The following is a 23,992-nucleotide window of genomic DNA, read 5'->3' on the forward strand; positions in this document are numbered from 1 at the left end:
CTCGTGGGACGACAGGGGGACTAACGCTTCGATTCTTCCCGATGATGATCAGTGCTCGGGCGCAGCCGCAGCGAAAGACCGAGCCCGAGCGCGAGGATCGCCGCGGTGGTGAGCGCGGCGTGCCTGGTCGCGGCGGCGAGGCTCGCGTCCGCGGCGTGCGCCGCGGCGGCCATCTCCGGCGTGTCGTGAAGATCACGTCCGGACGTCCCGGCGCTCTCGCGCAGGTCGTGGGCGATCGCGGCCTGCCGTCCGGGCGGCAGGCCGGAGCCGGACAGCCGGTCGGTCATCGCGTGCCCGAGGCTGGTCGCGAACACCGTGCCGATCGCGGCGATGCCGAGCGCCGCGCCGACCTGCCGGGCCGTCGACTGGGTCCCGGACGCCTGCCCGGACCGCGCCGCCGGGACGTCCGCCAGCGACACGTTCGTGAGCTGCGCCGACGTCAGGCCGAGGCCGGTCCCGTAGAGCAGCATCCACGGCGCGAGCCCGAGCCCGCCGGTCGTCGCGGAGACGGTCAGGCCCAGCGCGGCGACCGCGGCGACCTCCAGCACCATCCCGAGCTGGACGACCCGGTGGGCGCCGCGCCTGTTGGCGAGCCTGCCCGCGTATCCGCCGGACAGGAACGCGCCGAGGGCGAGCGGCAGGATCGCCAGGCTGATCTGCAGCGGGTTCGTCCCGTGCACGCCCAGCAGGAACAGCGGAAGGACGAACAGCAGTCCCAACTCGCCGACGTTGATGAGGGCCGAGGCCAGGTTCCCGCGCCGGAAGTTCGGGATGCGGAACAGCTCCAGGTCGAGCATCACCGGACGTCCGGCGGCCGCCCGGGACCGCTCCACGACGACGAGCGCCGCGATCAGCACGATGCCGAGCGCCAGGACGACCGGGACCGGCGACAGGCCCGTCTCCGGCCAGTCGAACCCCGCCGTCGAGAACGGGCGCGTCGCCGCCCACCAGCCGTAGGTCTGCCCTTCGATGATCCCGCACACCAGAGCGCCGAGCCCGAGCGCGGACAGGACGCCGCCCGTCCAGTCGATCTCGCGGCGCGCGTCCGCGACGCCGGGAGCCCGGGTCTCGGGCATGAGGCGGAGCGCGCCGGCGATCAGCGCGGCGCCGAGCGGCAGGTTGATCCCGAACGCCCAGCGCCAGCCGCCTCCGGTGGCGAGCGCCCCGCCCGCGAGCGGCCCGAGCGCCGCCATGCCGCTGATCAACGAGCCCCAGATGCCGAACGCGACCGCCCGGTCCCGCCCGGTGAACACGGCGTTCACCGTGGACAGCGTCGCCGGCATGATCATCGAGGCGCCGACGCCCTGCAGCGCCCGCGCGCCGATCAGCGCCGAGCCGCCCCCGGCCAGCGCGGCGGCGAGGCTCGCCGCCGCGAACACCGTCACGCCGAGCACGAACATCCTGCGGCGGCCGAACAGGTCGCCCGCCCGCCCGAACGGGATGAGGAGCGCGGCGAACACCAGCGAGTACACCGAGGTGACCCACTCGGCGTCCGTGGTCGTCATGCCGAGGTCGGAGACGATCCGCGGCAGCAGCACCCCGACGATGGTGGCGTCCACGACGATCAGCGACACGCCGAGGCTCATGACGACGACGCCGAGGCGGCGGTGCCGGACGGCGGGCGGCGGCGCCGGGGCGCGCGGCGGCGTCAGAGACGTGGACTCGGGCACGACTTCAAAGATATGGCCGGGTCGCCCATGCGGTTCACCGACCCCTGGCTAGGCCCCACGGCTATGCGCTGATGTCGGTGTGCAGCCGGATCTGCCGGACGGGCTCGCCCATGTCCAGCGTCCGGGCCGTTCCGTCGGGCGCCCATCCGGCCGAGCCGAGGAACGTCCGCGTCACCTCGTCGTCCTCGAAGACCCATGAGATCAGGGTGGCGAAGCCGTCCTCGCGGAGGAGGTCCGCGGTCGCGGCGAGCAGCCGGCTGCCGTGCCCGGCGCGGGTGTGCAGCGGATCGACCAGCAGGGTGATCAGCTCGGCGGCGCCCGCCGGGTCGAGGTCGGCGTCCTCGGACGGACCGTGCGCGGCGAACCCCACGACCAGGTCGGACGCCACCGCCACCAGCAGCCGGTGCCGCGGGCTCGGCGGCGCAGTCGCCGCCTCCGCCCACTTGTCCCGCCACAGCTCGGCCGCGGCCTCCCCGGTCACCTGGTCGAGGACACCCGCCGGAAGCAGGTCGCGGTATCCGTGCCGCCAGGCCCGCACCTGGATCTCGGCGATGGCGCCCGCGTCCGCACGCCGTGCGGCCCGCACCCCCACGTCCGCCATGCCGCCCACGCCCTCTCTTCCCGGAACAACCGACACCCTAGAGCCCCCACGGCACCCGGCACGGCGGCGCCCCGGCCTTCGCGCCCCCGGACCGTGATCAGCCGCTCCGCCGCCTGGCGCGGTAGGCGCGGGTCTTGGTGCGGTTCCCGCAGACGCTCATCGAGCACCAGGAGCGGGACCGGTTCTTGGACGTGTCCAGGAAAGCCCAGCGGCAGGTGTCCTCCTGGCAGACCTTCAGGCGCGGCCACGTCCCGGCGGCGACCGAGTCCGTGATCGCGGCGGCGATGCGGGCCAGCCCGGCGGCGGCCGAGCCGGGCGGATCGAGCGGGACGAGCGCGGGGCGCGGGCCGGTGAGGGCGATCCGCAGCGGCAGGGCGGCGAGTGCGTCCTCCAGGTCGTCGGGGTAGTCCGCCCCTCGCGGGCCGTGGTGGGCGGACATGGCCTCGCGGAGCCCCTCGCGCAACGTGATCGCCGTGTGCAGATCGGCGTCGCCGGCCGGCGTTCCGCCCGGGACGAGCCCCTGTTCGGCCAGCCACCCGGCGAGCTCGGCGGGTGTCGCGATCTCATCGGTGCCGGGCTCGATGTTGAGCGTGTTGACGAAGTCCGTGAGCAGCAGCGCGGGGTCCCCGTCCGGGTGCGTCTCGGTCATGACCCCTCCTGCTCGTCCACTGGGCACTCTACCAAGGTACGACACCGGCATATAGGTTTTACTGGTTGCATCCTGACGACACCGGCGTTACGGTTTAGGTGGTGTCAACGAACGGGAGGACGTCATGAACGAGCTGCCGTACCTGGCGGCGCTCGCCACGCGCCATGTCTGGGCCGAGCGCGAGTACGCGCGGCTTCACGCGGACATCGCCGAGGCGCGGCTCATCGCCCGTGCACGGTCGGTGGAACGTGCGGCCGAGCGACGGGCCTGGGCCCTCGACCGGATCGGCGGACTGGCGCGCCGGCGGCGCCCCGAGCCTTACTGCGCCCGCGCAGCCGCACGATCGGCCCACGCCTTCCGGCCGGTAGGAGGCGTGCGATGACCCCGAAGGTGGGCAACATCGTCATCGACTGCGCGGACCTGGACGCCATGGCGGCCTTCTGGGGACGCCTGCTCGGCATGAAGACGACGGCGGCGAGCGACGACTGGCTCGACCTGGAGCCGCTCGGAGCCGGCGGGCCGATCCTGTCGTTCCAGCGCGTCCCCGAGGGGAAGAAGGGGAAGAACCGGATTCACCTGGACCTGGACGTGCCCGACGTCCACGCGGCCGGTGAGCGGGCGGAGAGCCTCGGCGCGACCCCGGCCGGCGGTCCCATGGGCGACCCGGAGTCGCCCTTCCGGGTGTGGCGCGATCCGGAGGGCAACGAGTTCTGCTTCGTCACCGCGTCATGACCGCAGGACGGCGGCGAGGCGGCGGACGCCCTCGGCCAGCTCCTGCTCCGAGGCCGCCCTCCCGTAGCTGATCCGCAGGTGCGGCGCGGGGGCCTCGGCGGGGAAGAACGGCCGCCCCGCGCTGACCAGGACGCCGGCGCGCAGGGCGGCCTCCGCGAGCGCGGTGTCGTCCACGCCGTCCGGCAGGCGGGCCCACAGGTGGAATCCGCCGGCCGGACGGTTCACGCGCAGCTCCGGCAGGTCGCGGGCGAGCGCGGTGAGGAGCGCGTCCCGGCGGGACCGCAGGGCGTCGCGGACGGCCCGCAGGTGCCTCGGCCAGCCGGGTGAGCTGACCAGTTCCAGCAGCGTCTCCTGCAACGGCCTGGCGGGGAAGAACTCCTCGACGAGCTGCGTCGCGCGGATCCGCTCGGCGACCGGCCCGCGGGCGATCACCGCGGCCACCCGCAGGCTCGGCGCGGTCGCCTTGGTCAGGGACGCGATGTGCACGACCCGTCCCTCGGCGTCCTGCGCGATCAGCGGCGGCGGAGGCGCGTCGACGCCGAGGTGCCGTGCGAAGTCGTCCTCGACCACGAACGCGCCCGCCGCCCGCGCAACGTCCAGCACCTGCTCGCGCCGCTCGGGGCTCAGCACCGTGCCGGTCGGGTTGTGGAAGGTGGGCTGGGTGTAGAGGACCCGCGCACCGCTCATCGCGAACGCCTCGGCGAGCAGGTCCGGGCGGACGCCGTCCGCGTCCACGGGAACCGGCATCGGGTGCAGCCGGCTCGCCCGCGCCACCGCGAGGACGCCCAGGTACGTCGGCGACTCGACCAGCACGGGCACGCCCGGCGGGAGCAGCGCCCGCAGGACGGTCGTCAGCGACTGCTGCCCGCCACTGGTGATCACCACGTCGGCGGGGGAGACGGCGCCGCCGACCGTGCGGGCGAACCAGGCGCGCAGCCCGGGCATCCCGCCGAGCGGCGGCATCTCCCACGCGTCCGGGCGCCGGGCGGCCCGCGCCGCCGCCGTCGCGAGCGCCCGCGCCGGCTGGAGCGCCGGGTGCAGGTAGCCGCCGCTGAGCACGGCGACGCCGTCCGGCGCCGGGGTGAGCAGCCACGACACCCCGGACGGGTCGACGGACCGGTCGCCGAGCGTCACCGCCTGCCAGCCGAAGTCGGCCGGTTCCCGGGCGGCGCCGGCGCGCTCCGCCGCGAACGCCCCGCTTCCCGGACGCGTCACGACGAGGCCCTCGGCGGCGAGCACGCCGAGCGCGCGCGACACCGTCACCGGGCTGACCCGGTGCCGCTCGACCAGCGCACGGCTGGACGGCAGCCGCTCGCCGGGGCCCATCCGGCGGACGTCCGCACGCAGGATGCCGGCCAGAGCCGCCACACTGCTATCGTGTTTCATGAAGAATGAGGATAGCGCTACTGATACCAGGGCGATAGCGCCTCCGACCCTCGGGCCCGGCCTGTGGCTCGCCGCGCTCGGCGTCCTGATCTTCTCGTTCACCCTCCCCGCGACGGTCATCGGGCTCGAAGGGCTCGACCCGTACCTGATCGGCGTCGGCCGTTCGGCGGCCGCGACCGTCCTCGCCGCCGTCGCACTGCTGTCGGTCCGGGCCCGCCCGCCGCGCCGCGGCCAGTGGCCGGGGTTCGCGGTCGTCGTGGCCGGGGTGATCTTCGGGTTCCCGGTCCTCAGCACGCTCGCGCTCGACCACGGCGCCTCGTCCGCCCACTCGGCCGTCGTCGTCGGGCTGCTGCCCGCCGCCACCGCCGTGTTCGGCGTGCTGCGCGCGGGGGAGCGCCCGTCCCGCGCGTTCTGGCTCGCGAGCGCGGCCGGCACGACCTGCGTGACCGGGTTCGCCCTGATCCGCGGCGCCGGCCACGTCACGGCCGCCGACCTGTTCCTGTTCGCCGCGCTGCTCGCCGCGGCGGCCGGCTACACCGAGGGCGGCCGCCTGGCCCGCGACATACCGGGCTGGCGGGTCATCTCCTGGGCCCTCGTGCTGGCCGCGCCCCTGACCGTGCCCGTCACCGGGTGGCTCCTCGCGACGACCCACCCCGTCTGGACGGGCCGTACCGCGCTCGGCTTCGGCTACGTCGCCGCCTTCTCCGCCTACCTCGGCTTCTTCGCCTGGTACGAGGGGCTCGCGCGGGCCGGGATCGCCCGCGCCAGCCAGGTCCAGCTCGCCCAGCCCGTGCTGACCCTGCTCTGGTCCGGCATCCTCCTCGCCGAACTGATCGACGCCACGACCGCGCTGGCGGCCGTCGCCGTGCTGGTCTGCGTGGCCCTCACCCAGCGCACCCGCGTCCGGCACACCTTGCGGGACATGACAGGGCCGCGCACGATGGAGGTGAAGACGTCACAACGAGGTGACTTCCAGGGGGTCGCGCATGGCCGACGAGCTGATCGTTCCTGAGGGCGGGTTCTGGCCCGCCCCGGAGGTCCCCCAGCCGAACATCTATCCGATGGAGTGGCGCGTCGAGACCGACAAGCTCGCCGCCATCTACCAGAGGTCCAAGCGCATGGTCTGGAACCCCGCCGACCTGCCCTGGGACGACCTGCGTCCCGAGGACTTCAGCCGGGAGCAGCGGCTCGGGATCATGTACTGGTTCGCGGTCCTGGCCAACTTCGACGCCTCCGGCCCCGCCGTGTTCGCCCGCGCGACCATCCACGCGTTCGAGCAGCACGAGGAGGACCCCGTCCGCAAGTGCTTCTTCTCGATCACGCGGGACGAGATGAACCACGAGGAGTGCTGCCAGCGCGCCATCGCCCGGATATGGCCCGGCGGGCCGCTCGACTGGCGGCCCGGGACCGACCTGGAGAAGGCCGCCCACAACAACATCGGCTGGCTGTACCACAACGGCGGCCGCTACTGGCAGGGCTACAACACCGCCGTCCGCAAGTACTCGCTCGCCGTCCTGTTCACCAGCTTCATGATGGGCGAGATGGCGGCGTCCACCCTGTTCCGCGGTATGGCCACCGGCACGCGGCATCCCGTCTTCGGCGAGATGTTCCAGAAGATCGGCCGGGACGAGTCGCGCCATCTGCAGATCTGCATGACCATCCTGGAGAACGAGTGGCCGGGCCTCACCGACGACGTCAAGGGCCAGATCACCAAGCAGCTCCGCGCCGGGTTCGTCTTCCTGTCGATGATCCTCTGGGAGCCGCCGGAGGGCTTCTGGGACCTGCCGCCCTACTTCCTCACCAACCACCGCGTCCTGATGGGCCACGCCCGCGACGCCGGCCTCGGCGTCCTGTCCTTCGAGGAGCAGGCCGAGAACTGGAAGGTCGCCATCGCCCGGGTGCGCGCCATCGTCGAACGCTGGGGCATCGAGTTCCCCGCCATCCCCGAACTCGACATCTCCGGCGTGGACGTGACCGGCATCGACCCCGAGGACATCATCCCCGTGTTCTGACACGCGCGGGCGTCAGTCTTTGACTATCTGGGCGAGGAGGGTGACGACCGCCACGCCCACGCCTATGGGGACGGCGAGGTCCGGGGCGGCGGCGGTCAGCGCGGCGGCGGCGACCGCCGCCAGGCCGATCACCAGCGCGCGGGTACTGATCAGGGGGCGCGGTTCGCGCCGGTCGGGCGGGACTCGCATGCCGGATCGACCTCCATCCGCGTGGACGGTAAGGACCGGGCGGCTCTCCCATCGAGACCACGGGCCGACACTGCCGAGCCGCCTCGTCATCAGAGAATTCCCCGGATGTCAACGGTCGCCGCGCACGGCGCGCGATCACGCCCCAACCATGATCATTTCATGGCCGGGGCGTGAAGCACGCGGTGCGCGGCGCGTCCGGTGCACCCGGACGATCCGCGATCATTGCGTGATGAGGCAAAAGGGGCGGGTTGGACGTGTTCTGCGCCGCACGGCGTGGGCGGCGGCGTACGTTCTCGGTCTCGCGGCGCTCGTGCCCGCCGGAGCGTGGGCGTGGTGGCAGCCCGAGCCGGAGGCGCGCGGCACCGAGGCGAACGCGCTCTGGGCCCGGCACCAGTGGGTGGGGGAGCCGCACGGCGACGCCGAGTACCGCGCACTCGGAAGTCTGCTTCAGGAGAACCGCATCACCGACGTGTTCTTCCACGCGGGACCGTTCGAGGCGGACGGGACGGTCCCCGAATCCAAGTACCGCTACGCGCGGCAACTCATCGCCGCCGTGCACAGGTACGCGCCGGGCGTCCGAGCGCAGGCGTATCTGGGCCAGATCCGGGTGGTGGACGGCAAAGGGATCATCGATCTCGACGATCCGGCCGTCCGGGCACGAGTCCTCAAAACGGACGAGGCGTTCCTCGATCTCGGGTTCGACGGCATCCACTACGACTTCGAACCCATCTACCCGGACGACCACGCCTTCCTCGCCCTCATGGACCGGACCCGTCAGCTGACCCGATCCAGAGGCAGGCTGCTGTCGGTCGCGCTGGAGCAGCCGACGCTCCTGGACGCCGTCCAGCCTTTCTACAAGGCGCTCATCCCGCGCGCCGGGACGATCCACTACCCGCCGCGGCCCACCGAGAAGTTCCTGCGCGCCGTCGCCGACCGGGCCGACCAGGTGGCGATCATGACGTACGACGTCTCGCTGCCGACCCGCTCCCTCGGCGGATGGCACTTCGCCCGGCACACCCGCACGACGCTGGAGCTCATCGGCGACCGCACGACCGTCTTCATGGGCGTCCCCACCTACCGGCCCCTCATGGACTGGGCGGAGGACCTGCCCGTCGCGCTCCGTGGCGTCCGGCGCGGGATCGATGACCTGAAGCGGCCGCCGAAGCGCCCGTACGGCGTCGGCGTCTACGCGGACTGGACCACCGATCCGGCCGAATGGGCCCGATACCGCACCGCCTGGCCGCCCCGGACGACGGAAAGTCCCGTCGGCTGAAGAACTCGCCCCGTCACGTTCCGAATCCCGGTATGCCCAGGTAAAAAGGGGTGGATACCCGCGCATGCGCGGGGGTAAGGGTCGGTGCGGAAGGTCAAGGTTCGACAGGCGGATGGCAAAGGAAGTGGGGACGAGGCCGATGGGCACTCAGCAGTCCGCGCGGAACGACGCCGACCGGATCAGCCGGCTGTCAGCCGAGTTCGCCGGCTGGCGGATAGGACGGGGCGGCTCCGGCCACTGGTGGGCCGTCCGCGGGAACGATCTCGTGCGCACCCCCGACGTCGAGGAGCTCCGTGTCCGCCTGCATGAGATGACCGCGGGGTCACGTTATCCAACCGAGTCCGGGAAGTGGCCGGACTGACCCCGTAACGCGGCATTTGCGTGCCACGATGTGGGGTGTGGGAGCCGCCGCCACGCGTACCCCCGAGCGTGTGGCGGCGGCTTCCTCCCGTTTTCGGATAGGTCGGCTTCGACCTGCGGGTCCAAGTCGATCGGCCGGAACGGTACCGTTCGTTGCATGGCACCCAGCACAACGACTGACGCCCCGTTCGGGCGGATGCTGACCGCCATGGTCACTCCGTTCCTCCCGGACGGCGGCGTCGACTACGAAGGCGCCGCGCGCCTCGCGACCCACCTGGTCGACGAGCGGCGCCACGACGGTCTCGTCGTCAACGGGACCACGGGCGAGTCGCCCACGACGAGCGACGACGAGAAGAGCACGCTTCTGCGCGCGGTCATCGAGGCGGTCGGCGACCGCGCGGTGATCGTCGCCGGTGCCGGGACGAACCACACCGAGCACAGCCTGAAACTCGCGCGGCAGGCCGAGGCCGCCGGCGCGCACGGCCTGCTCGTGGTCACGCCGTACTACAACAAGCCGCCGCAGGAGGGCCTCGTCCGCCATTTCACGGCGGTGGCCGACGCGACGGCGCTGCCCAACATGCTGTACGACATCCCGGGACGCGCCGGGGTGCCGATCCAGAACGACACGCTCGTGCAACTCGCCGACCATCCGCGCATCGTCGCCGTCAAGGACGCCAAGGGCGACCTGTTCGGCGCGTCCAGGGTCATGGCCGAGACCGACCTCGTCTGGTACTCCGGCGACGACAACCTCAACCTGCCCTGGCTGTCGGTCGGCGCGGCGGGGTTCGTCAGCGTGGTCGGCCATGTGGTGGGCGCCGAGCTTCATGAGATGATCGACGTATACCGCGCCGGTGAGCACGGGCGGGCGCTGGAGATCCACCGGCGGCTGCTGCCCGTGGTCACCGCCATCATGACCCGTACGCAGGGCGCCATCGCCGTCAAGGCAGCGCTGAACCTGCTCGGCCTCCCCGGAGGCGGCCCGCTCCGCGCGCCGCTCGTGGAGGCCTCGCCGGAGTTCGCGGCGCGCCTGCGAGAAGACCTCACGATAGGGGGAGTCAAAGTGCCGGAGGTTGTCATCCCGGAGGTCGCCCGGTGAGTCATCCTCACCCGGAGCTCTCGGACCCGCCCGCCCCGCCCGAGGGCGGTCTGCGCATCGTCGCGCTCGGCGGGCTCGGGGAGATCGGCCGCAACATGACGGTGTTCGAGTACGGCGGCCGCCTGCTCGTCGTCGACTGCGGCGTGCTGTTCCCCGAGACCGAGCAGCCCGGAGTCGACCTGATCCTGCCCGACTTCGAGTACATCAGGGACCGCCTGGACGACATCGAGGCCGTCGTCCTCACGCACGGCCACGAGGACCACATCGGCGCCGTCCCTTACCTGCTGCGCGAGCGCCGCGACATCCCCCTGGTCGGGTCGCGGCTCACGCTGGCGCTGTTGGAGGCCAAGCTCACCGAGCACCGCATCAGACCGGTGACCGACGTGGTCGCGGAGGGCGAGCGGCGGAGCTTCGGGCCGTTCGACTGCGACTTCCTCGCCGTCAACCACTCGATCCCGGACGCGCTGGCCGTCGCCGTCCGCACGCCGGCGGGCCTCGTCCTGCACACCGGCGACTTCAAGATGGACCAGCTCCCGCTGGACGGCCGCCTCACCGACCTGCCCGGGTTCGCCCGGCTCGGCGCCGACGGCATCGACCTGCTGATGGCCGACTCGACCAACGCCGAGGTTCCCGGCTTCGTCACCAGCGAGCGCAACATCGGCCCGGTCGTCGACGAGGTGTTCCGCACCGCGCAGGAGCGGCTGATCGTCGCCTGCTTCGCCTCGCACATCCACCGCGTCCAGCAGGTCCTGGACGCCGCCGTCGGCAACGGCCGCAAGGTCTGCTTCGTCGGACGGTCGATGGTCCGCAACATGGGCGTCGCACGCGAACTCGGGTACCTGGACGTCCCCGAGGACGTCATGGTCGACCAGAAGGTGATCGACGACATCCCCGGCGACCGGCTCGTGCTGGTGTGCACCGGTTCGCAGGGCGAGCCGATGTCGGCGCTGTCGCGGATGGCGAACCGCGACCACTCGATCCGCATCACCGACCGCGACACCGTGATGCTGGCGTCGTCGCTGATCCCCGGCAACGAGAACGCGGTCAACCGCGTCATCAACGGGCTCACCCGGTGGGGCGCCCGCATCGTCCACAAGGGCAACGCACTCGTGCACGTGTCCGGGCACGCGTCCGCCGGTGAGCTGCTCTACGTGCTCAACGTGACGAAGCCGGCGAACTTCATGCCGATCCACGGGGAATGGCGGCACCTGCGCGCGCACGCGAAGCTCGCCGCGCTCACGGGCGTCCCCGACGAGGGCATCGTCATCGCCGAGGACGGCGTCGTCGTCGACCTCGTGGACGGGCGCGCGAAGATCGTCGGCGCCGTCCCCGCCGGGTACGTGTACGTGGACGGCCTGTCGGTCGGCGAGGTCACCGAGACCTCGCTGAAGGACCGGCGCATCCTCGGCGAGGAGGGGTTCGTCTCCATCGTCGTCGGCATCGACTCCACGTCCGGCAAGCTCGTCGCCGGGCCCGAGGTGCACGCCCGCGGCGCCGGCATCGTCAACGAGGACTTCGACGAGATCATCGCGCGGATCGAGGCCGTGCTGCGGGACGCGGCCGGCGACGGCGTGAACGACCTGCACCAGCTCGGCCAGCTCATCCGGCGCACGGTCGGCAAGTGGGTGAGCGACAACTACCGCCGCCGCCCGATGATCGTCCCGGTGGTCGTCGAGGTCTGACGCCCGGTCCGGACGGCCGCGGGGGCGCCCCGCGGCCGTCCGTCGTCCAACACGCCGTTCGCCATACCCGGAACCGAAGTGGTCCTTGGTTACTCTCATAATCATGGCCACACGTGCGTCTGGGGGTGCGAAGACCTCCTCGCGTGCGGGGGGCACGGCGGCACGCAAGTCCGCAGGTTCGTCCCCCCGGAAGCGACCGAGCGGCACCTCCAAGGGGGGCCGCGGCTCGGGCCGTGGGCGCCCCCCGCAGAAGCCCGACCCGATCTCCCAGGCGGTCCTCGGGTTCTTCAAGCTCCTGTTCAAGCTGTATCTGCTCGCCGCGGTCGCGGTCGGGTCCGTCTTCCGCGCCTACGGGCACGGCGCCCGCAACCTCGACCCCGAGCACCGGCGCGACGGGCTCGGGCTGGCGCTGCTCGGCTCCTCCATCGTGCTGGCCTCCGTGACCTGGTTCCGGCCGGACGGCGTCGTCACCATCGCGCTGGAGAAGGTCGTGCGCGGCGGCCTCGGCATCATGGCGATGGTGCTGCCCGTGCTGCTGGCCCTGCTGGCGTGGCGGACGCTGCGCCACCCCGAGGACCACGAGGACACCGGGCGCGTCGTCATCGGCATCACCGCGCTCGGCGTCGGCGTGCTCGGCATCCTGCACATCGCCGCCGGCGTCCCGTCCCCCGCGAAGGACATGGACGGCGTCCGCGAGTCGGGCGGCCTTGTCGGATGGCTGGTGTCGGCCCCGCTGGACGCGGCGCTGAGCGGGTGGGTGGCGGTCCCGCTGCTGCTGCTCCTGTCCGGCTTCGGGTTGCTGGTGGTGACCGCGACGCCGATCGCGAAGGTGCCCGAGCGGGTCACCGACCTGTGGGCGATGGCGACGCTGCAGGGCCGCCCGGAACGCCCGTCCGCCGACGCGGCCGAGGGCGAGGACGCGCCGAAGAAGCGGCGCCGCAAGAAGAAGCCCGAGGACGACGGCGAGCTGGAGGTCGGCGAGCACTCCAGGCCGTACGACACGCCCCTGCTGGAGGACGAGCCGAAGAAGGCCGACCGGCCGAAGCGCGACCTCGCCGACGAGCTGTTCGAGCCCGACCCGTTCGGGGTGGACGTCCCGCCGCCCGCGCCGCCCGCCGACGACGAGCCGATGGACGTGCACGTGGCCGGCGAGTCCATGACCGAGCCGCCGGCGCCGCCGGAGGTGCCCGACCCGACCCCGGCGCCGCGCCGCTCCGAGCAGCTGCCGCTGTCGTCGTCCGGCGAGATCTACGCCCTGCCGGACCCGTCGGCGCTGCGTCCCGGCAGCGTCTCCAAGCCGCGCACGAAGGCCAACGACACGGTGGTGAACGCGCTCACCGGCGTGCTGGAGCAGTTCGACATCGACGCGCAGGTCACCGGGTTCACCCGCGGCCCGACGATCACCCGGTACGAGATCGAGCTCGGCCCGGCGGTGAAGGTCGAGAAGGTCACCGCGCTGACGAAGAACATCGCCTACGCGGTGAAGAGCGCGGACGTGCGCATCATCTCCCCGATCCCCGGCAAGTCCGCGATCGGCGTGGAGATCCCGAACACCGACAAGGACATCGTCAGCCTCGGCGACGTGCTCCGCTCGCCCGCCGCGACGAACGAGCACCACCCGATGGTCGTCGGGCTCGGCAAGGACGTCGAGGGGCGCACGGTCGTGGCGAACCTCGCGAAGATGCCGCACATCCTCATCGCCGGCGCCACCGGCGCGGGCAAGTCGACGTGCATCAACGGGCTCATCACCTCGGTCCTGATGCGCGCGACGCCGGACGAGGTACGGATGATCCTCGTCGACCCCAAGCGGGTCGAGCTGACGATGTACCAGGGCATCCCGCACCTCATCACGCCGATCATCACCAACCCGAAGAAGGCCGCGGAGGCCCTCGACTGGGTCGTCGGCGAGATGGACCGCCGCTACGACGACCTGGCCGCGTCCGGGTTCCGGCACATCGACGACTTCAACAAGGCGGTGAAGGCGGGCAAGCTCAAGCCGCCGCCCGGAAGCGAACGCGTCTACACGCCGTACCCGTACATGCTCGTCATCGTGGACGAGCTGGCCGACCTGATGATGGTCGCGCCGCGCGACGTGGAGGACTCCGTCGTCCGCATCACCCAGCTCGCGCGCGCCGCCGGGATCCACCTCGTGCTCGCGACGCAGCGTCCGTCGGTGGACGTCGTGACCGGGCTCATCAAGGCGAACGTGCCGTCCCGGCTGGCGTTCGCGACGTCGTCGCTGGCCGACAGCCGCGTCATCCTCGACCAGCCGGGCGCGGAGAAGCTCGTCGGGCAGGGCGACGCGCTGTTCCTGCCGATGGGCGCGAGCAAGCCCATGCGCATCCAGAACGCCTACGTCGCGGAGAAGGAGATCCACGGGGTCGTCGACCACTGCAAGGCGCAGATGGAGGCGAACTACCGGGAGGACGTCGCAGCGTCCGGCGCGCCGAAGAAGGAGATCGACGAGGAGATCGGCGACGACATGGACCTGCTCGTCCAGGCGATCGAGCTGGTCGTGTCCACCCAGTTCGGGTCGACGTCGATGCTGCAGCGCAAGCTCCGGGTCGGGTTCGCCAAGGCCGGCCGGCTGATGGACCTGATGGAGAGCCGCGACATCGTGGGGCCGAGCGAGGGCTCCAAGGCGCGGGACGTGCTGACCAAACCCGACGATCTCCCCGGGGTGCTCGCGGAGCTGCGCGGCGGCGGCTGAGCCCGGGCCGCGGGGCATTGCGGAATGATGCGAAATCTTGCCCTGTTTCGAACGTGTTGGCTGTCGCCCAGTGGGCATTGCCGTTCCTAGACTGGTGTCGCAGTCAAGCGGAATCGGCCACGAGCTCCTCAGAGGAGGCCCGGCGTGAGCATCGGTGAGACCTTGGCGGAGGAGCGTCAGCGGGCCGGTCTCTCGGTGACACAGGTGAGTCTCCAAACGCGGATACGCGAGACCGTCATCCGCGGCATGGAGGCCGACGACTTCTCGACGTGCGGCGGCAACTTCTACGCCCGCGGCCACATCCGCAGCATCTCGCGGGTCATCGGCATCGATCCGGAACCGCTCGTCGCCGAGTTCGACGCGGCGCACGGCGGCGCCCCGCAGCCCGTCTCGGCGCTGTCGGCGTTCGAGCCGGAGCAGCCCGTCGCGTTCCGCGAGCGCCGGTCGCCGAACTGGAGCGCCGCGATGGCGCTCGCCCTCGCCCTCGTGGTGATCTACGGGGTCGTCCAGGTGGTCGGGCACGGCGGCGGCGGCGAGCGGCGCACCGCGCAGCAGGTCGCCGGGACGCCCGCGGGGCCGGCCCCCGCGCCCACCACGTCCGCGCCTGCGCAGCCGAACAGCCCGGTCGCGGAGGCGCCCCGCACCAAGGTCGAGGTGCAGGTCGAGGCGAAGCGGGCGACGTGGCTGAACGTCCGCGGGGACAAGGGCAAGACGCTGTTCAGCGGCATGCTCCGCGAGGGCGACCAGAAGAGCTTCACCGCCAAGAAGAAGGTCCGGATGGTGATCGGCGTGGGCGGGAGCGTCGACCTGACCGTCAACGGCAAGGCCCTGGGGTCGCCCGGCAAGGGCAAGGGCGTGCAGCGGCTGAGCTTCGACCGCAACGACCCCGAATCCGCCTAAGCGGGAGGTCGTCCCGCGGTGTGACGCGCCTGAGCGGGGGTGTGGGCCCCGCTGGTCTCTTGTGGCGGCGCGGGCCATTACCTTAGGGGCATGTCCACTCGCCGCAAGGTCTCGCTCATCACGCTCGGCTGCGCCCGCAACGAGGTCGATTCCGAGGAGCTCGCCGCGCGCATCGAGGACGCGGGCTGGGACCTGGCGGACGGCGCGGACGGCGCCGACGTGGTGGTCGTCAACACCTGCGGGTTCATCGAGGCCGCCAAGAAGGACTCCATCGACACGCTGCTGGCCGCGCACGACTCCGGGGCCAAGGTCGTGGCGGCCGGCTGCATGGCCGAGCGGTACGGCAAGGAGCTGGCGGAGGCGCTGCCGGAGGCGGACGCGGTGATCGGCTTCGACGACTACACCGCGATCGGCGACCGGCTCGACGACGTCATGGCGGGACGCGGGCACGCCGCGCACGCCCCGCGTGACCGCCGCACCCTCCTGCCGATCAGCCCGGTCGAGCGGCACTCCTCCCGGGCGGCGATCCCGGGGCACGGCGGGCAGGACGACCTGCCGGACGGGGTGGCCCCGGCGTCCGGTCCGCGGGTGCTGCGGCGGCGTCTCGGCGGCGGCCCGGTCGCTCCGCTGAAGCTGGCGTCCGGCTGCGACCGGCGCTGCACGTTCTGCGCGATCCCGGCGTTCCGCGGCGCGTACGTGTCGCGTCCGCCGGCGGAGGTGCTGGAGGAGGCGCGCTGGCTGGCCGGGCACGGCGTCCGGGAGCTGGTCCTCGTCAGCGAGAACTCCACGTCCTACGGCAAGGACCTCGGAGACCTCCGCGCGCTGGAGAAGCTGCTGCCGGACCTCGCCGCGGTGGACGGCGTCGAGCGCGTCCGGGTGAGCTACCTGCAGCCCGCGGAGACGCGGCCGGGGCTCATCGAGGCGATCTGCGGCACCCCGGGCGTCGCGCCGTACTTCGACATGTCGTTCCAGCACGCGAGCGGCCGGGTGCTGCGCTCGATGCGCCGGTTCGGGGACCGGGAGCGGTTCCTCGGGCTGCTGGACCAGATCCGCGCGCTGGCGCCGGAGGCCGGCGTGCGCTCGAACTTCATCATCGGCTTCCCCGGCGAGAGCGAGGACGACTTCGAGGAACTCGCGGAGTTCCTGTCGGCGGCGCGGCTCGACGCGGTCGGCGTGTTCGGCTACTCCGACGAGGACGGCACCGAGGCCGCGAACCTGGACGGCAAGCTCGACCCCGCCGAGGTCGCCGCCCGGGTGGAGGAGCTGTCCGGCCTCGCCGAGGAGCTGACCGCGCAGCGCGCCGAGGACCGGGTCGGGTCGCCGGTCCGCGTCCTGCTGGAGGACAAGGCGGAGGACGGCGGCTTCGAGGGCCGCGCCGAGCACCAGGCGCCCGAGGTGGACGGGACGGTCCTGGTCCGCGGCGAGGGCCTCGCCCTCGGCGACATCGTCGCGGCCCGGGTCGTGGGCAGCGACGGGGTGGACCTCGTCGCGGACGTGTCATGATCGCGGGCACCCCGGATCCGGTCGCGGGCTCCCAGGACCCGCCGCCGGCCGGTGTCTGGAACGTCGCCAACGCCCTGACGCTCGCCCGGATCGCGCTGGTGCCCGTCTTCGTCTGGCTGTTCTTCAAGGACGGCGACGGATGGCGGCTCGCCGCGTTCGCGGTGTTCGCGGTCGCCTCGATCACCGACAAGATCGACGGCGACATCGCCCGGGCCCGCGGCCTGGTCACCGACTTCGGCAAGATCGCCGACCCGATCGCGGACAAGGCGCTCACCGGCGCCGCGCTGGTCAGCCTGTCGGTGATGGGGGAGCTGTGGTGGTGGGTGACCATCGTCATCATGGTCCGCGAGATCGGCATCACGGTGATGCGGTTCGTCGTCATCCGGCGCGGCGTGATCCCGGCCAGCAAGGGCGGCAAGCTGAAGACGATGCTGCAGGTCTTCGCGATCGGCTTCTACATCCTGCCCGGCCCGCTGGACTACCTGCGCTGGGCCACGATGGGCGCCGCCCTCGTCGTCACGGTCGTCACCGGCGTCGACTACGTCGTCCAGGCATGGCGGATGCGCCGCAAGCCCGCCGCCTCCTGAGGGCGCTCAGAGGCCGAGCAGCGCGGGGGTCTCGGCCAGGGCGCGCCAGTGGCTTCCCGGGTCGGGGACGAGCCGCCGCTCCTTCAGGTCGAGCAGGCCGCCGAGGCTGGTGATCTCGGCTGCCAGAGCGCCGTCCGTGCGCCGCAGTTCCTGCCTCATCCGGAACGTCTTGCCCTCACCCCAGTCGAACGCGCACGTGATGTCGACGTCGTCGCCCGCATGCAGCTCGCGGTGGTAGCGGATGGTGTTCTCCAGCGTGACCGGTCCGACGCCGGTCGCGATGAGCTCGTCGACGGAGATGCCCGCGGCGCGCAGGCACTCCCAGCGGGCGTGGTCGCCGTACTGGTGGTAGACGGCGCCGTTGAGGTGGCCCTGGGTGTCCAGTTCGTAGGCGCGGACGGTGACCCGCACGGTGAACGGCGGCGTCATGTTCCCTCCTCCTCGTCGTATCCCGCGAGCCACTCGTGGGACTTCGCGGTCAGGTAGCGCAGGCCGTCGTCGCCGATCTCGACCCAGTCGCCGCGCGTCCAGCCGCCGGTCGTCTGCGGCGCGAAGCCATGCCTCTTGAACAGTGCGGACGCCTCGTCCTTGCGGAGGCCCCTGCGCCCCCAGTCGCGGATGACGCGTGCGGTGCGTTCGGGTTCCCCGGCCTCGTCCGGGCCGTCGAGGGCGGCGGCGAGCTCCTCCAGGCCGCGTGCGATGAGCCGCAGGCCGGCTTGCAGCCGGGCGCGGTCGATCGGTTCCTCCACGTTCGCAATCGTATATCGATCGTTAGCCATCGCAAAGCGATGTGAGGGCGCTCAGCTTCTCGCCCACGCGCAGAGCGCCCAGCGTGCGGGGGATGCCGAGGCGGCCGAACATGATCTCGCGGCTTCCGGCGAAACGTTCCGTGCGGTAGCGGGCGAGGGCGCGGAGCGGCTCCGGTGCGCGCCGGGCGGTGTCCTGGTCGGTGTTGATGATGACGCAGCGGCCGCAGGGCCTGATGAGCTCGATCTCCGCGTGGTCGCCGCGCAGCAGGGTGACGGCGTCCTCGCCGTAAGGGCCGAGTCCGCGCAGGACGATGTTGGGCCGGAACCGGGCCATCGGCAGCCGGGCCTCCACCCGCCGGTTCAGGTCGTCCAGTGACTCGGCGGACAGCACCGAGACGGGGTAGCCGTCGGCATAGGTCAGCGTCCCGCCGCCGAGCATGGTGGGACGCGTCCCGGTGAAGCGGACGAGGCGGCAGGAAAGTCCCAGGGTGGTGGAGAACCATTCGGCCACCTCGTCGCCCTGGTCGATGCCCTGGCAGGGGCGTTTGTGCACGGTCACGTCCAGGGCCGGGCCGTCCACCGCCTCGCACACCAGGGGCGAGGGCGCGAGCGGTGTGCGGACGGTCAGCTTCACGCCGTCGTAGTAGGGACGCAGCAGGGCGAGCTCGGGGACCTCCCGCTGTGACAGGTGGCGGCCCTCCGGGCGGACGAGCATGAACGCCCGGTCGTGGCGCAGCCCGTTCGGGGTCAGTTCGGCCTCGGTGACCGGGACGGCTCCGGCGCTTTTGATCGGGAAGACGTTCAGCTCCGCTATGACGGCGATCATGCGACGGACGTTACGGAGAGGTCCGCCAGGTCACCAGGGAAACGGGCGATACTTGACACCGATTCGTCACTTTGGAGGCCGGACCGGATGACCGCACAGGACTTCACCTACGCCGAGGTGGGCGCGACGCGGGAGGCGGAGCGGCCGGACGGTTACCGGCATCTGCGCCACCGCGTGCTCGTCGGGCGGGGGGACGCGGCGTACCGGAACGCGGCGGACGCGGTCATGGAGTTCTGGATGCACCGGGCGCTTCCCGTCCGGGTGGAGACGTCGGCTCCGCGCGCCGCGCCCGGCGTCAGCGTCGTGATCGGGCTGGGCGCCGGGCCGCTGCGCCTGAACGCGCCCTGCAGGATCGTGTGGACCCGCGAGGAGGAGCGCTACACCGGGTGGGCGTACGGGACGCTTCCGGGCCATCCGCAGTCGGGCGAGGAGTCGTTCGTCGTGCATCTGGACGACGAGGACGACGTGTGGCTGACGGTCACCGCGTTCAGCCGGCCGGCGACGGCCGCGGCGAGGGCGGCGGGCCCGCTCGGGCCGGTGTTCCAGCGCGCCTACGCCCGCCGCTGCGGCGCGGTGCTGCGCCGGCTGGCGCGCCCCTGAACCCCGGGCGGACCGCGGAACCACGCCCACCCCGGTCGTGGTCCCGCGGCCCGGTTTTCGCGGGTGCTGCGTGATCGATTATCCCTCTCGCCGTCCACTCGGACGAATCGGCGGAATGAGTTTTGACTCACACGGTGACCTGGGCTTCTGATCATTGTCGAATTCGCATAAGGCAATGACATGGGGTAATGGAAAGCGCGGCGGATCCCGATCCGCGCCGTCCTCAATCGGTCGCCACTCCCGGTGAACCGGCCTTCCGGCGGGTCGGTCGCCGGCCCGCGCCGGTAGATTCGAGTCCCTTGCGAAGTGGGGAGATGGGGGCGCGATGCGGGTCGAACTGCTCACCGTCGGGGACGAGCTGCTCCTCGGCGACACGATCAACGGCAACGCGGCGTGGCTCGGCCGCAGGCTCGCCGACCACGGCGTCGACGTCACCCGCAGTGTCGTCGTCGGCGACGAGCTCGACGTGATCGTCGCGGCGGTGGCGTCCGCGCTCGACCGGGCCGACGCGGTCATCACGACCGGCGGGCTCGGCCCCACCTACGACGACGTGACGCGGGACGCGCTCGCCAAGGCGGCGGGCGTCGCCCTCGTCCGGGACGCGGCGCTGGAGCGGCGGCTGCGCGAGCGGGTCGCGAGGGCCGGCCGTGAGCTGCAGCCGATGGCGCTGCGCATGGCGGACGTCCCGGAGGGCGCGCGGGTGCTGGCCAACTCGGCGGGCTCGGCGCCGGGTCTGCGCGTCGAACTGCCCGGCGGGACCGCCTACGCGCTGCCCGGCGTCCCGTTCGAGATGCGCACGATCATGGACGAGGTCGTGCTGCCGGAGCTGGCGCGGATCGCCGGGCTGCCCGCGGTGGCGCGCCGCACGCTGCGCACCGCGCGGCTGTGGGAGTCGGTCATCGCGACGCGGCTCGCCGAGGTCGAGGCGATGGACGGGGTGAAGCTCGCCTACCTGCCCGACCCGGCCGAGGTGAAGGTGCGCATCACGGTGGCCGGCGGGAACGCCGCCGCACGCCTGGCGGACGTGGAGGCGCGCGTCCGGGAGCTGCTGGGCCCGGCCGTCTACGGCGTCGAGGACGAGTCGCTGGCCCTCGTGCTGCACCGGCTGCTGGCCGACCGCGGCGAGACCGTCGCCACCGCGGAGTCGCTGACGGGCGGGCTCATCGGCGCGGAGCTGACCGGGGCGCCCGGCTCGTCCGTCACCTACGCGGGCGGCATGGTGACCTACGCCACGGAGGTGAAGGGGCGGCTGCTGGGCGTCCCGGACGATCTGCTCGCCGAGCACGGCGCGGTGCACCCGGACGTGGCCGCCGCGATGGCCGCGGGCGTCCGCGACGCTCTCGGCACGACGTACGGGCTCGCCGTGACGGGTGTCGCCGGCCCTGACGGCCAGGACGGGCACCCCGTCGGAACGATCTATATCGGCCTGGCCGGTCCCGGGAACTCGCACACCGTGGTCGGCCCGAAACTCCCCGTGCCGGGGACGGGTCCGGAGGTCCGCGCCGTGATCCGGCGGATGACCGTCGTCCATGCCCTTGAGCTGCTGAGACGTCGCCTTCTGGGGCTTGACGTGGCGGACGGCGACGGGGAGGCTCAGGCAGATCGGGAAGATCGGGGCTGATTACAGCGTTACGTTCCGAGCGAACACGAAATCAACGGTCTGCCATGGTCACCGTCAAGGCGGGTACGGTGGAACCGGCAGATGGTCCGAACTGAGGGAGGGAGCGAGACGATGGTCCTGCTTCGCCAGCTGCTCGGTGACGTACTGCGGCAGCTGCGGCTGCGCCAGGGACGCACCCTCCGTGAGGTGTCCGCGGCCGCGCGGGTGTCACTCGGCTACCTCTCCGAGGTCGAGCGGGGGCAGAAAGAGGCATCTTCGGAATTGCTGTCCTCTATCTGCAAGGCCCTGGGCGTCCCGCTGTCGCACGTGCTGAGGGAAGTAGCGGATCAGCTGGCCCTCGCCGAGCTGCAGCACGAGCCCGTCATGGCGGGCGCGCCCGAGCACGAGCGGATCTCCACCGAGAGCATTCCGGAGACCCCAGAGGAGATCACCGGCGAGCTCCGCGCCGACATGGTCGCGGCCTGACCCGTCACCGGACGGGCAGGGCCGCACGGGCCGGGTTCATGCGCGACCCGGGGCCGCGGGTGTGCGCGGCCTCACGCATGGGCTCGGCATTTCCGGGGACCCTTACGTGTTGTGACGGATGACCGTAACGACGCGGAAGGAGCCCGATCATGGCGGCGATCAAGAGCCCGCTCGGTGATGCTGCCCTGAAGGCCACGGGGGACGCCTTGCAGGGCGCTCTCGTCGACCTCATCGATCTTTCACTCGTGGCCAAGCAGGCGCACTGGAATCTGACCGGACGCAACTTCAAGGTCGTCCACGAGCACCTTGACGAGATCGTCGCCCTCGCCCGCGCGGGGCAGGACGATGTCGCCGAGCGCGCCGTGGCGATCGGGGTGAACCCTGACGGCCGTGTCCGCACGGTCGCCGACCGCAGCACGGTTCCGCAGCCGGAGGCCGGCTACCTCGCCGACGACAAGGTCGTCGCGGCGATCACCGACACCCTGGCGCAGATCATCGGCCGGTTCCGCGAGCGTGTCGCGGCGACCGACGAGCCGGACCCGGTCACCCAGGACCTGCTCATCGGCATCACCCGCGAACTGGAGAAGCAGCACTGGATGTTCCAGGCGCAGACCTGACCCGCGCGACCGGGCCGCGCCACCGGCCCCGAGCGCGATAGATGCCCCGGCCCCCGCCCTTCCGGCGGGGGCCGGGGCATTTCCGGGTTCAGATGCGAACCCGCCGCGGAATGTGGTGATCTTTGGGGATGCGTCGCCTCCGCACGGCCGTGGCACTCGGCACCGCGCTGCTCGCCCTCGCCGCCTGCGGCACCGGCGGAGACGGCGCCGGGCGCGAGTGCACCCTGATCGGCTCCATGCCGGGCCTGAGCGTGGTCGTCCCGGCCCCGGAAGGGGCGCGCGTCGCGTCCGCGCACCTGCGGGTGTGCTGGGGCGGGACATGCCAGGAGCCGAAGCTGGAGCTGAGGCCGACCTCGAAGACGGTCTCCACCGGCTGCGACGGCGACGAACCGGACGACGCCTGCGGGGCGTCCGCCTCCCCCGACGGCGGCATGCGCGGTTTCGCGCACGTCGAGGGCCTGCCGAAGACGTCGGTGAAGGTCACGCTCACGCTGCGCGACGCCCAGGGCCGGACGTATCTCGGCAAACGCGTCGACGTCACCCCCAAGGCCACGTTCCCGAACGGCCCGCACTGCGGCGAAGGCGAACCGCAGGCCGTCCTGACCGTCGCGAACGGCCAGATCACCCCACGCTGATCAAGCGCGCAGATGTTCCAGGACGGCCCCCGCGAACTCGACGGCAAGCGCATCGCTCCGGCTCGCCTGGCGGCTCGCTGCGCGATCAGTTTCTCGCAAGCTCGAAACTGCCTTCGGACGCGATCGCGATGGCCCAGGTTGGTGCGTGGCTGATGTATCGGCTGATGCGCTCGCGGCCGTGTCCACGGCTTCGGGGCGGACGAGGCCCGCTATCTGGGCGCAGGCTGGTGGTTCGCACCCAATGCGCGCTCCGCTCTCCAGCCGGGGACGCCGGCGGGCGCCGACCGGTCAGGCTCCGGCGGGTGGTGTGGGGGTCGTCTCCCCACGGGCGGGTTGGCAGTGGGGGCACCAGTAGGTGGTGCGCTCTCCGGCTTGGGACGCCTGGCCTGCTCGCTCAATCCGGCTGCCGCAGCGGCGGCAGGGGCGGCCTGCTCGTCCGTACACCCAGTGCTCCCGGCCGCGCCCCGGCTCGCCGGTGGTGATGTGGCCGTGCCTCGCCTTGTTGGCGTCCAGGAGCCGATGAGAGAGCTCCACGAGTCCGCGCAGGTCGGGGATGTCCCGGACAGGGGTCCACGGGTTCACGCCCCGCAGGAAGAGAACCTCGGCCTTGTAGACGTTGCCGATGCCCGCGAGCCGCGTCTGGTCGAGCAGTGCCTCGCCGATCGCCCGCCCCGGCTCATCGCCCAGCCGCGCGACGGCCTCGGCGGCCAGTTCGCCGCCCCACGACGGGGACAGCAGATCGGGTCCGAGATGCCCGACGGCCTTCTCCTCCTCGGCGGTGCGCAACAGCTCGACCAGGGCGAGCGAATGACCGACCGCCTGCCACTCCGCGTTGGCCAGGACGAGCCGCACCCGATGGTCGCGAGGCGACGGCCCCGCCCGGCCGACCTGCCAGCGCCCTTCCATCAGGAGATGCGTGTGGATGGTCAGGCCGCCCTCGACGCGCACGAGGAGATGCTTGCCGCGCGACACCACGTCCAGGACGGTCCGCCCTCGAAGGTCGGTGGTGGCGAGCCGCGGGACGCGGAAGTCGGAACGCGTCAGCGTCCGCCCCGCGAGCGCCTCACGAAGGCGCCGCGCGGTCAGCCAGACGACATCCCCTTCCGGCATGAGGCTCTGTCTCCTCCGG

The 23,992-nt window shown here is 72.2% G+C and carries 26 protein-coding genes; 17 read left to right on the forward strand and 9 right to left on the reverse strand.

The window, feature by feature from the left end:
• Positions 1–20: 20 nt before the first annotated feature.
• The 3 genes from ACQPZP_RS13735 to ACQPZP_RS13745 form a co-directional block, all read right to left on the reverse strand.
• The gene (locus ACQPZP_RS13735; protein WP_433477996.1) at positions 21–1,670 is read right to left on the reverse strand and encodes an MFS transporter; all 1,650 of its coding nucleotides are present in this window, start codon (positions 1,668–1,670) and stop codon (positions 21–23) included.
• A gap of 61 nt (positions 1,671–1,731) precedes the next feature.
• A complete protein-coding gene (locus ACQPZP_RS13740) occupies positions 1,732–2,271 on the reverse strand; it encodes an N-acetyltransferase family protein (protein ID WP_433479604.1) in 540 nt (179 codons plus the stop codon).
• Positions 2,272–2,368: 97 nt separating this feature from the next.
• Complete coding sequence (locus ACQPZP_RS13745; RefSeq protein WP_433477997.1) at positions 2,369–2,920, reverse strand: CGNR zinc finger domain-containing protein; 552 nt, start codon at positions 2,918–2,920, stop codon at positions 2,369–2,371.
• A gap of 124 nt (positions 2,921–3,044) precedes the next feature.
• Here ACQPZP_RS13745 and ACQPZP_RS13750 point away from each other — a divergent pair, with 124 nt between their 5' ends.
• Together ACQPZP_RS13750 and ACQPZP_RS13755 are read left to right on the forward strand one after the other, a co-directional pair.
• On the forward strand, positions 3,045–3,302 hold the full coding sequence (locus ACQPZP_RS13750; protein WP_433477998.1) for a hypothetical protein: 258 nt from the start codon (positions 3,045–3,047) through the stop codon (positions 3,300–3,302).
• The gene (locus tag ACQPZP_RS13755; protein ID WP_433477999.1) at positions 3,299–3,652 is read left to right on the forward strand and encodes a VOC family protein; all 354 of its coding nucleotides are present in this window, start codon (positions 3,299–3,301) and stop codon (positions 3,650–3,652) included. Before ACQPZP_RS13750 ends, ACQPZP_RS13755 begins: the two co-directional genes overlap by 4 nt.
• On the opposite strand, the gene ACQPZP_RS13760 is transcribed toward ACQPZP_RS13755, so the two are convergent.
• The gene (locus tag ACQPZP_RS13760) at positions 3,647–5,038 is read right to left on the reverse strand and encodes a PLP-dependent aminotransferase family protein (RefSeq protein ID WP_433478000.1); all 1,392 of its coding nucleotides are present in this window, start codon (positions 5,036–5,038) and stop codon (positions 3,647–3,649) included. The two genes, ACQPZP_RS13755 and ACQPZP_RS13760, sit on opposite strands and share 6 nt — an antisense overlap.
• Between ACQPZP_RS13760 and ACQPZP_RS13765 the strand changes: the two genes are divergently transcribed.
• Both ACQPZP_RS13765 and ACQPZP_RS13770 read left to right on the forward strand, forming a co-directional pair.
• Positions 5,037–6,050, forward strand: a complete 1,014-nt coding sequence (locus tag ACQPZP_RS13765; protein ID WP_433478001.1) for a DMT family transporter — start codon at positions 5,037–5,039, stop codon at positions 6,048–6,050. The genes ACQPZP_RS13760 and ACQPZP_RS13765 overlap by 2 nt on opposite strands.
• Positions 6,025–7,050: a hypothetical protein gene (locus ACQPZP_RS13770; RefSeq protein ID WP_433478002.1), complete on the forward strand. Its 1,026-nt coding sequence runs from the start codon at positions 6,025–6,027 to the stop codon at positions 7,048–7,050. The genes ACQPZP_RS13765 and ACQPZP_RS13770 overlap by 26 nt, the downstream gene beginning before the upstream one ends.
• 12 nt (positions 7,051–7,062) lie before the next feature.
• Here the strand turns inward: ACQPZP_RS13770 and ACQPZP_RS13775 are convergent, their stop codons facing one another.
• A complete protein-coding gene (locus tag ACQPZP_RS13775; RefSeq protein ID WP_433478003.1) occupies positions 7,063–7,239 on the reverse strand; it encodes a hypothetical protein in 177 nt (58 codons plus the stop codon).
• A 229-nt stretch (positions 7,240–7,468) separates the two neighbouring features.
• Between ACQPZP_RS13775 and ACQPZP_RS13780 the strand changes: the two genes are divergently transcribed.
• The 8 genes from ACQPZP_RS13780 to ACQPZP_RS13815 all read left to right on the forward strand — a co-directional run bounded on the left by ACQPZP_RS13780 (position 7,469) and on the right by ACQPZP_RS13815 (position 17,350).
• The gene (locus ACQPZP_RS13780; RefSeq protein WP_433478004.1) at positions 7,469–8,512 is read left to right on the forward strand and encodes a hypothetical protein; all 1,044 of its coding nucleotides are present in this window, start codon (positions 7,469–7,471) and stop codon (positions 8,510–8,512) included.
• Positions 8,513–8,651: 139 nt separating this feature from the next.
• Positions 8,652–8,873, forward strand: coding sequence for a hypothetical protein (locus ACQPZP_RS13785; protein WP_433478005.1), 222 nt, complete (start codon positions 8,652–8,654; stop codon positions 8,871–8,873).
• A gap of 156 nt (positions 8,874–9,029) precedes the next feature.
• Complete coding sequence (gene dapA / locus ACQPZP_RS13790; RefSeq protein WP_433478006.1) at positions 9,030–9,968, forward strand: 4-hydroxy-tetrahydrodipicolinate synthase; 939 nt, start codon at positions 9,030–9,032, stop codon at positions 9,966–9,968.
• Entirely contained in the window at positions 9,965–11,650 is a 1,686-nt protein-coding gene (locus ACQPZP_RS13795) for a ribonuclease J (protein ID WP_433478007.1), read from the forward strand. The genes dapA and ACQPZP_RS13795 overlap by 4 nt, the downstream gene beginning before the upstream one ends.
• Positions 11,651–11,753: 103 nt before the next feature.
• Complete coding sequence (locus ACQPZP_RS13800) at positions 11,754–14,360, forward strand: DNA translocase FtsK (protein ID WP_433478008.1); 2,607 nt, start codon at positions 11,754–11,756, stop codon at positions 14,358–14,360.
• A 144-nt stretch (positions 14,361–14,504) separates the two neighbouring features.
• Positions 14,505–15,260, forward strand: coding sequence for a helix-turn-helix domain-containing protein (locus ACQPZP_RS13805; protein ID WP_433478009.1), 756 nt, complete (start codon positions 14,505–14,507; stop codon positions 15,258–15,260).
• A 90-nt stretch (positions 15,261–15,350) separates the two neighbouring features.
• Positions 15,351–16,763 (forward strand): 30S ribosomal protein S12 methylthiotransferase RimO, encoded by a 1,413-nt coding sequence (rimO, locus tag ACQPZP_RS13810; RefSeq protein WP_433478010.1) that lies wholly within the window; start codon positions 15,351–15,353, stop codon positions 16,761–16,763.
• Positions 16,760–17,350, forward strand: a complete 591-nt coding sequence (locus ACQPZP_RS13815) for a CDP-alcohol phosphatidyltransferase family protein (protein WP_433478011.1) — start codon at positions 16,760–16,762, stop codon at positions 17,348–17,350. Before rimO ends, ACQPZP_RS13815 begins: the two co-directional genes overlap by 4 nt.
• 6 nt (positions 17,351–17,356) lie before the next feature.
• Here ACQPZP_RS13815 and ACQPZP_RS13820 read toward each other — a convergent pair whose 3' ends face one another.
• From ACQPZP_RS13820 to ACQPZP_RS13830, 3 genes are read right to left on the reverse strand one after another with little or no spacing between them, the layout of a single operon-like run.
• A complete protein-coding gene (locus tag ACQPZP_RS13820) occupies positions 17,357–17,779 on the reverse strand; it encodes an acyl-CoA thioesterase (protein ID WP_433468167.1) in 423 nt (140 codons plus the stop codon).
• The gene (locus ACQPZP_RS13825; RefSeq protein ID WP_433478012.1) at positions 17,776–18,099 is read right to left on the reverse strand and encodes a hypothetical protein; all 324 of its coding nucleotides are present in this window, start codon (positions 18,097–18,099) and stop codon (positions 17,776–17,778) included. The genes ACQPZP_RS13820 and ACQPZP_RS13825 overlap by 4 nt, the downstream gene beginning before the upstream one ends.
• Before the next feature lie 22 nt (positions 18,100–18,121).
• The gene (locus ACQPZP_RS13830; RefSeq protein ID WP_433478013.1) at positions 18,122–18,925 is read right to left on the reverse strand and encodes an MOSC domain-containing protein; all 804 of its coding nucleotides are present in this window, start codon (positions 18,923–18,925) and stop codon (positions 18,122–18,124) included.
• Positions 18,926–19,012: 87 nt separating this feature from the next.
• On the opposite strand from ACQPZP_RS13830, the gene ACQPZP_RS13835 reads away from it, so the two are divergent.
• The 5 genes from ACQPZP_RS13835 (at position 19,013) to ACQPZP_RS13855 (ending at position 22,863) form a co-directional block, all read left to right on the forward strand.
• Entirely contained in the window at positions 19,013–19,525 is a 513-nt protein-coding gene (locus tag ACQPZP_RS13835; protein ID WP_433478014.1) for a DUF1990 family protein, read from the forward strand.
• Positions 19,526–19,850: 325 nt separating this feature from the next.
• The gene (locus ACQPZP_RS13840) at positions 19,851–21,146 is read left to right on the forward strand and encodes a CinA family nicotinamide mononucleotide deamidase-related protein (protein WP_433478015.1); all 1,296 of its coding nucleotides are present in this window, start codon (positions 19,851–19,853) and stop codon (positions 21,144–21,146) included.
• A 111-nt stretch (positions 21,147–21,257) separates the two neighbouring features.
• Positions 21,258–21,611: a helix-turn-helix domain-containing protein gene (locus ACQPZP_RS13845; protein WP_358450696.1), complete on the forward strand. Its 354-nt coding sequence runs from the start codon at positions 21,258–21,260 to the stop codon at positions 21,609–21,611.
• A 149-nt stretch (positions 21,612–21,760) separates the two neighbouring features.
• Complete coding sequence (locus ACQPZP_RS13850) at positions 21,761–22,228, forward strand: Dps family protein (RefSeq protein ID WP_433478016.1); 468 nt, start codon at positions 21,761–21,763, stop codon at positions 22,226–22,228.
• A gap of 128 nt (positions 22,229–22,356) precedes the next feature.
• On the forward strand, positions 22,357–22,863 hold the full coding sequence (locus ACQPZP_RS13855) for a hypothetical protein (RefSeq protein WP_433478017.1): 507 nt from the start codon (positions 22,357–22,359) through the stop codon (positions 22,861–22,863).
• Positions 22,864–23,151: 288 nt separating this feature from the next.
• Here ACQPZP_RS13855 and ACQPZP_RS13860 read toward each other — a convergent pair whose 3' ends face one another.
• Positions 23,152–23,973, reverse strand: coding sequence for a DNA-formamidopyrimidine glycosylase family protein (locus tag ACQPZP_RS13860; RefSeq protein ID WP_433478018.1), 822 nt, complete (start codon positions 23,971–23,973; stop codon positions 23,152–23,154).
• Positions 23,974–23,992: the final 19 nt, after the last annotated feature.

Origin of the sequence: Spirillospora sp. CA-142024, from assembly GCF_050942325.1 — a bacterium.
Taxonomy (GTDB): Bacteria; Actinomycetota; Actinomycetes; order Streptosporangiales; family Streptosporangiaceae; genus Spirillospora.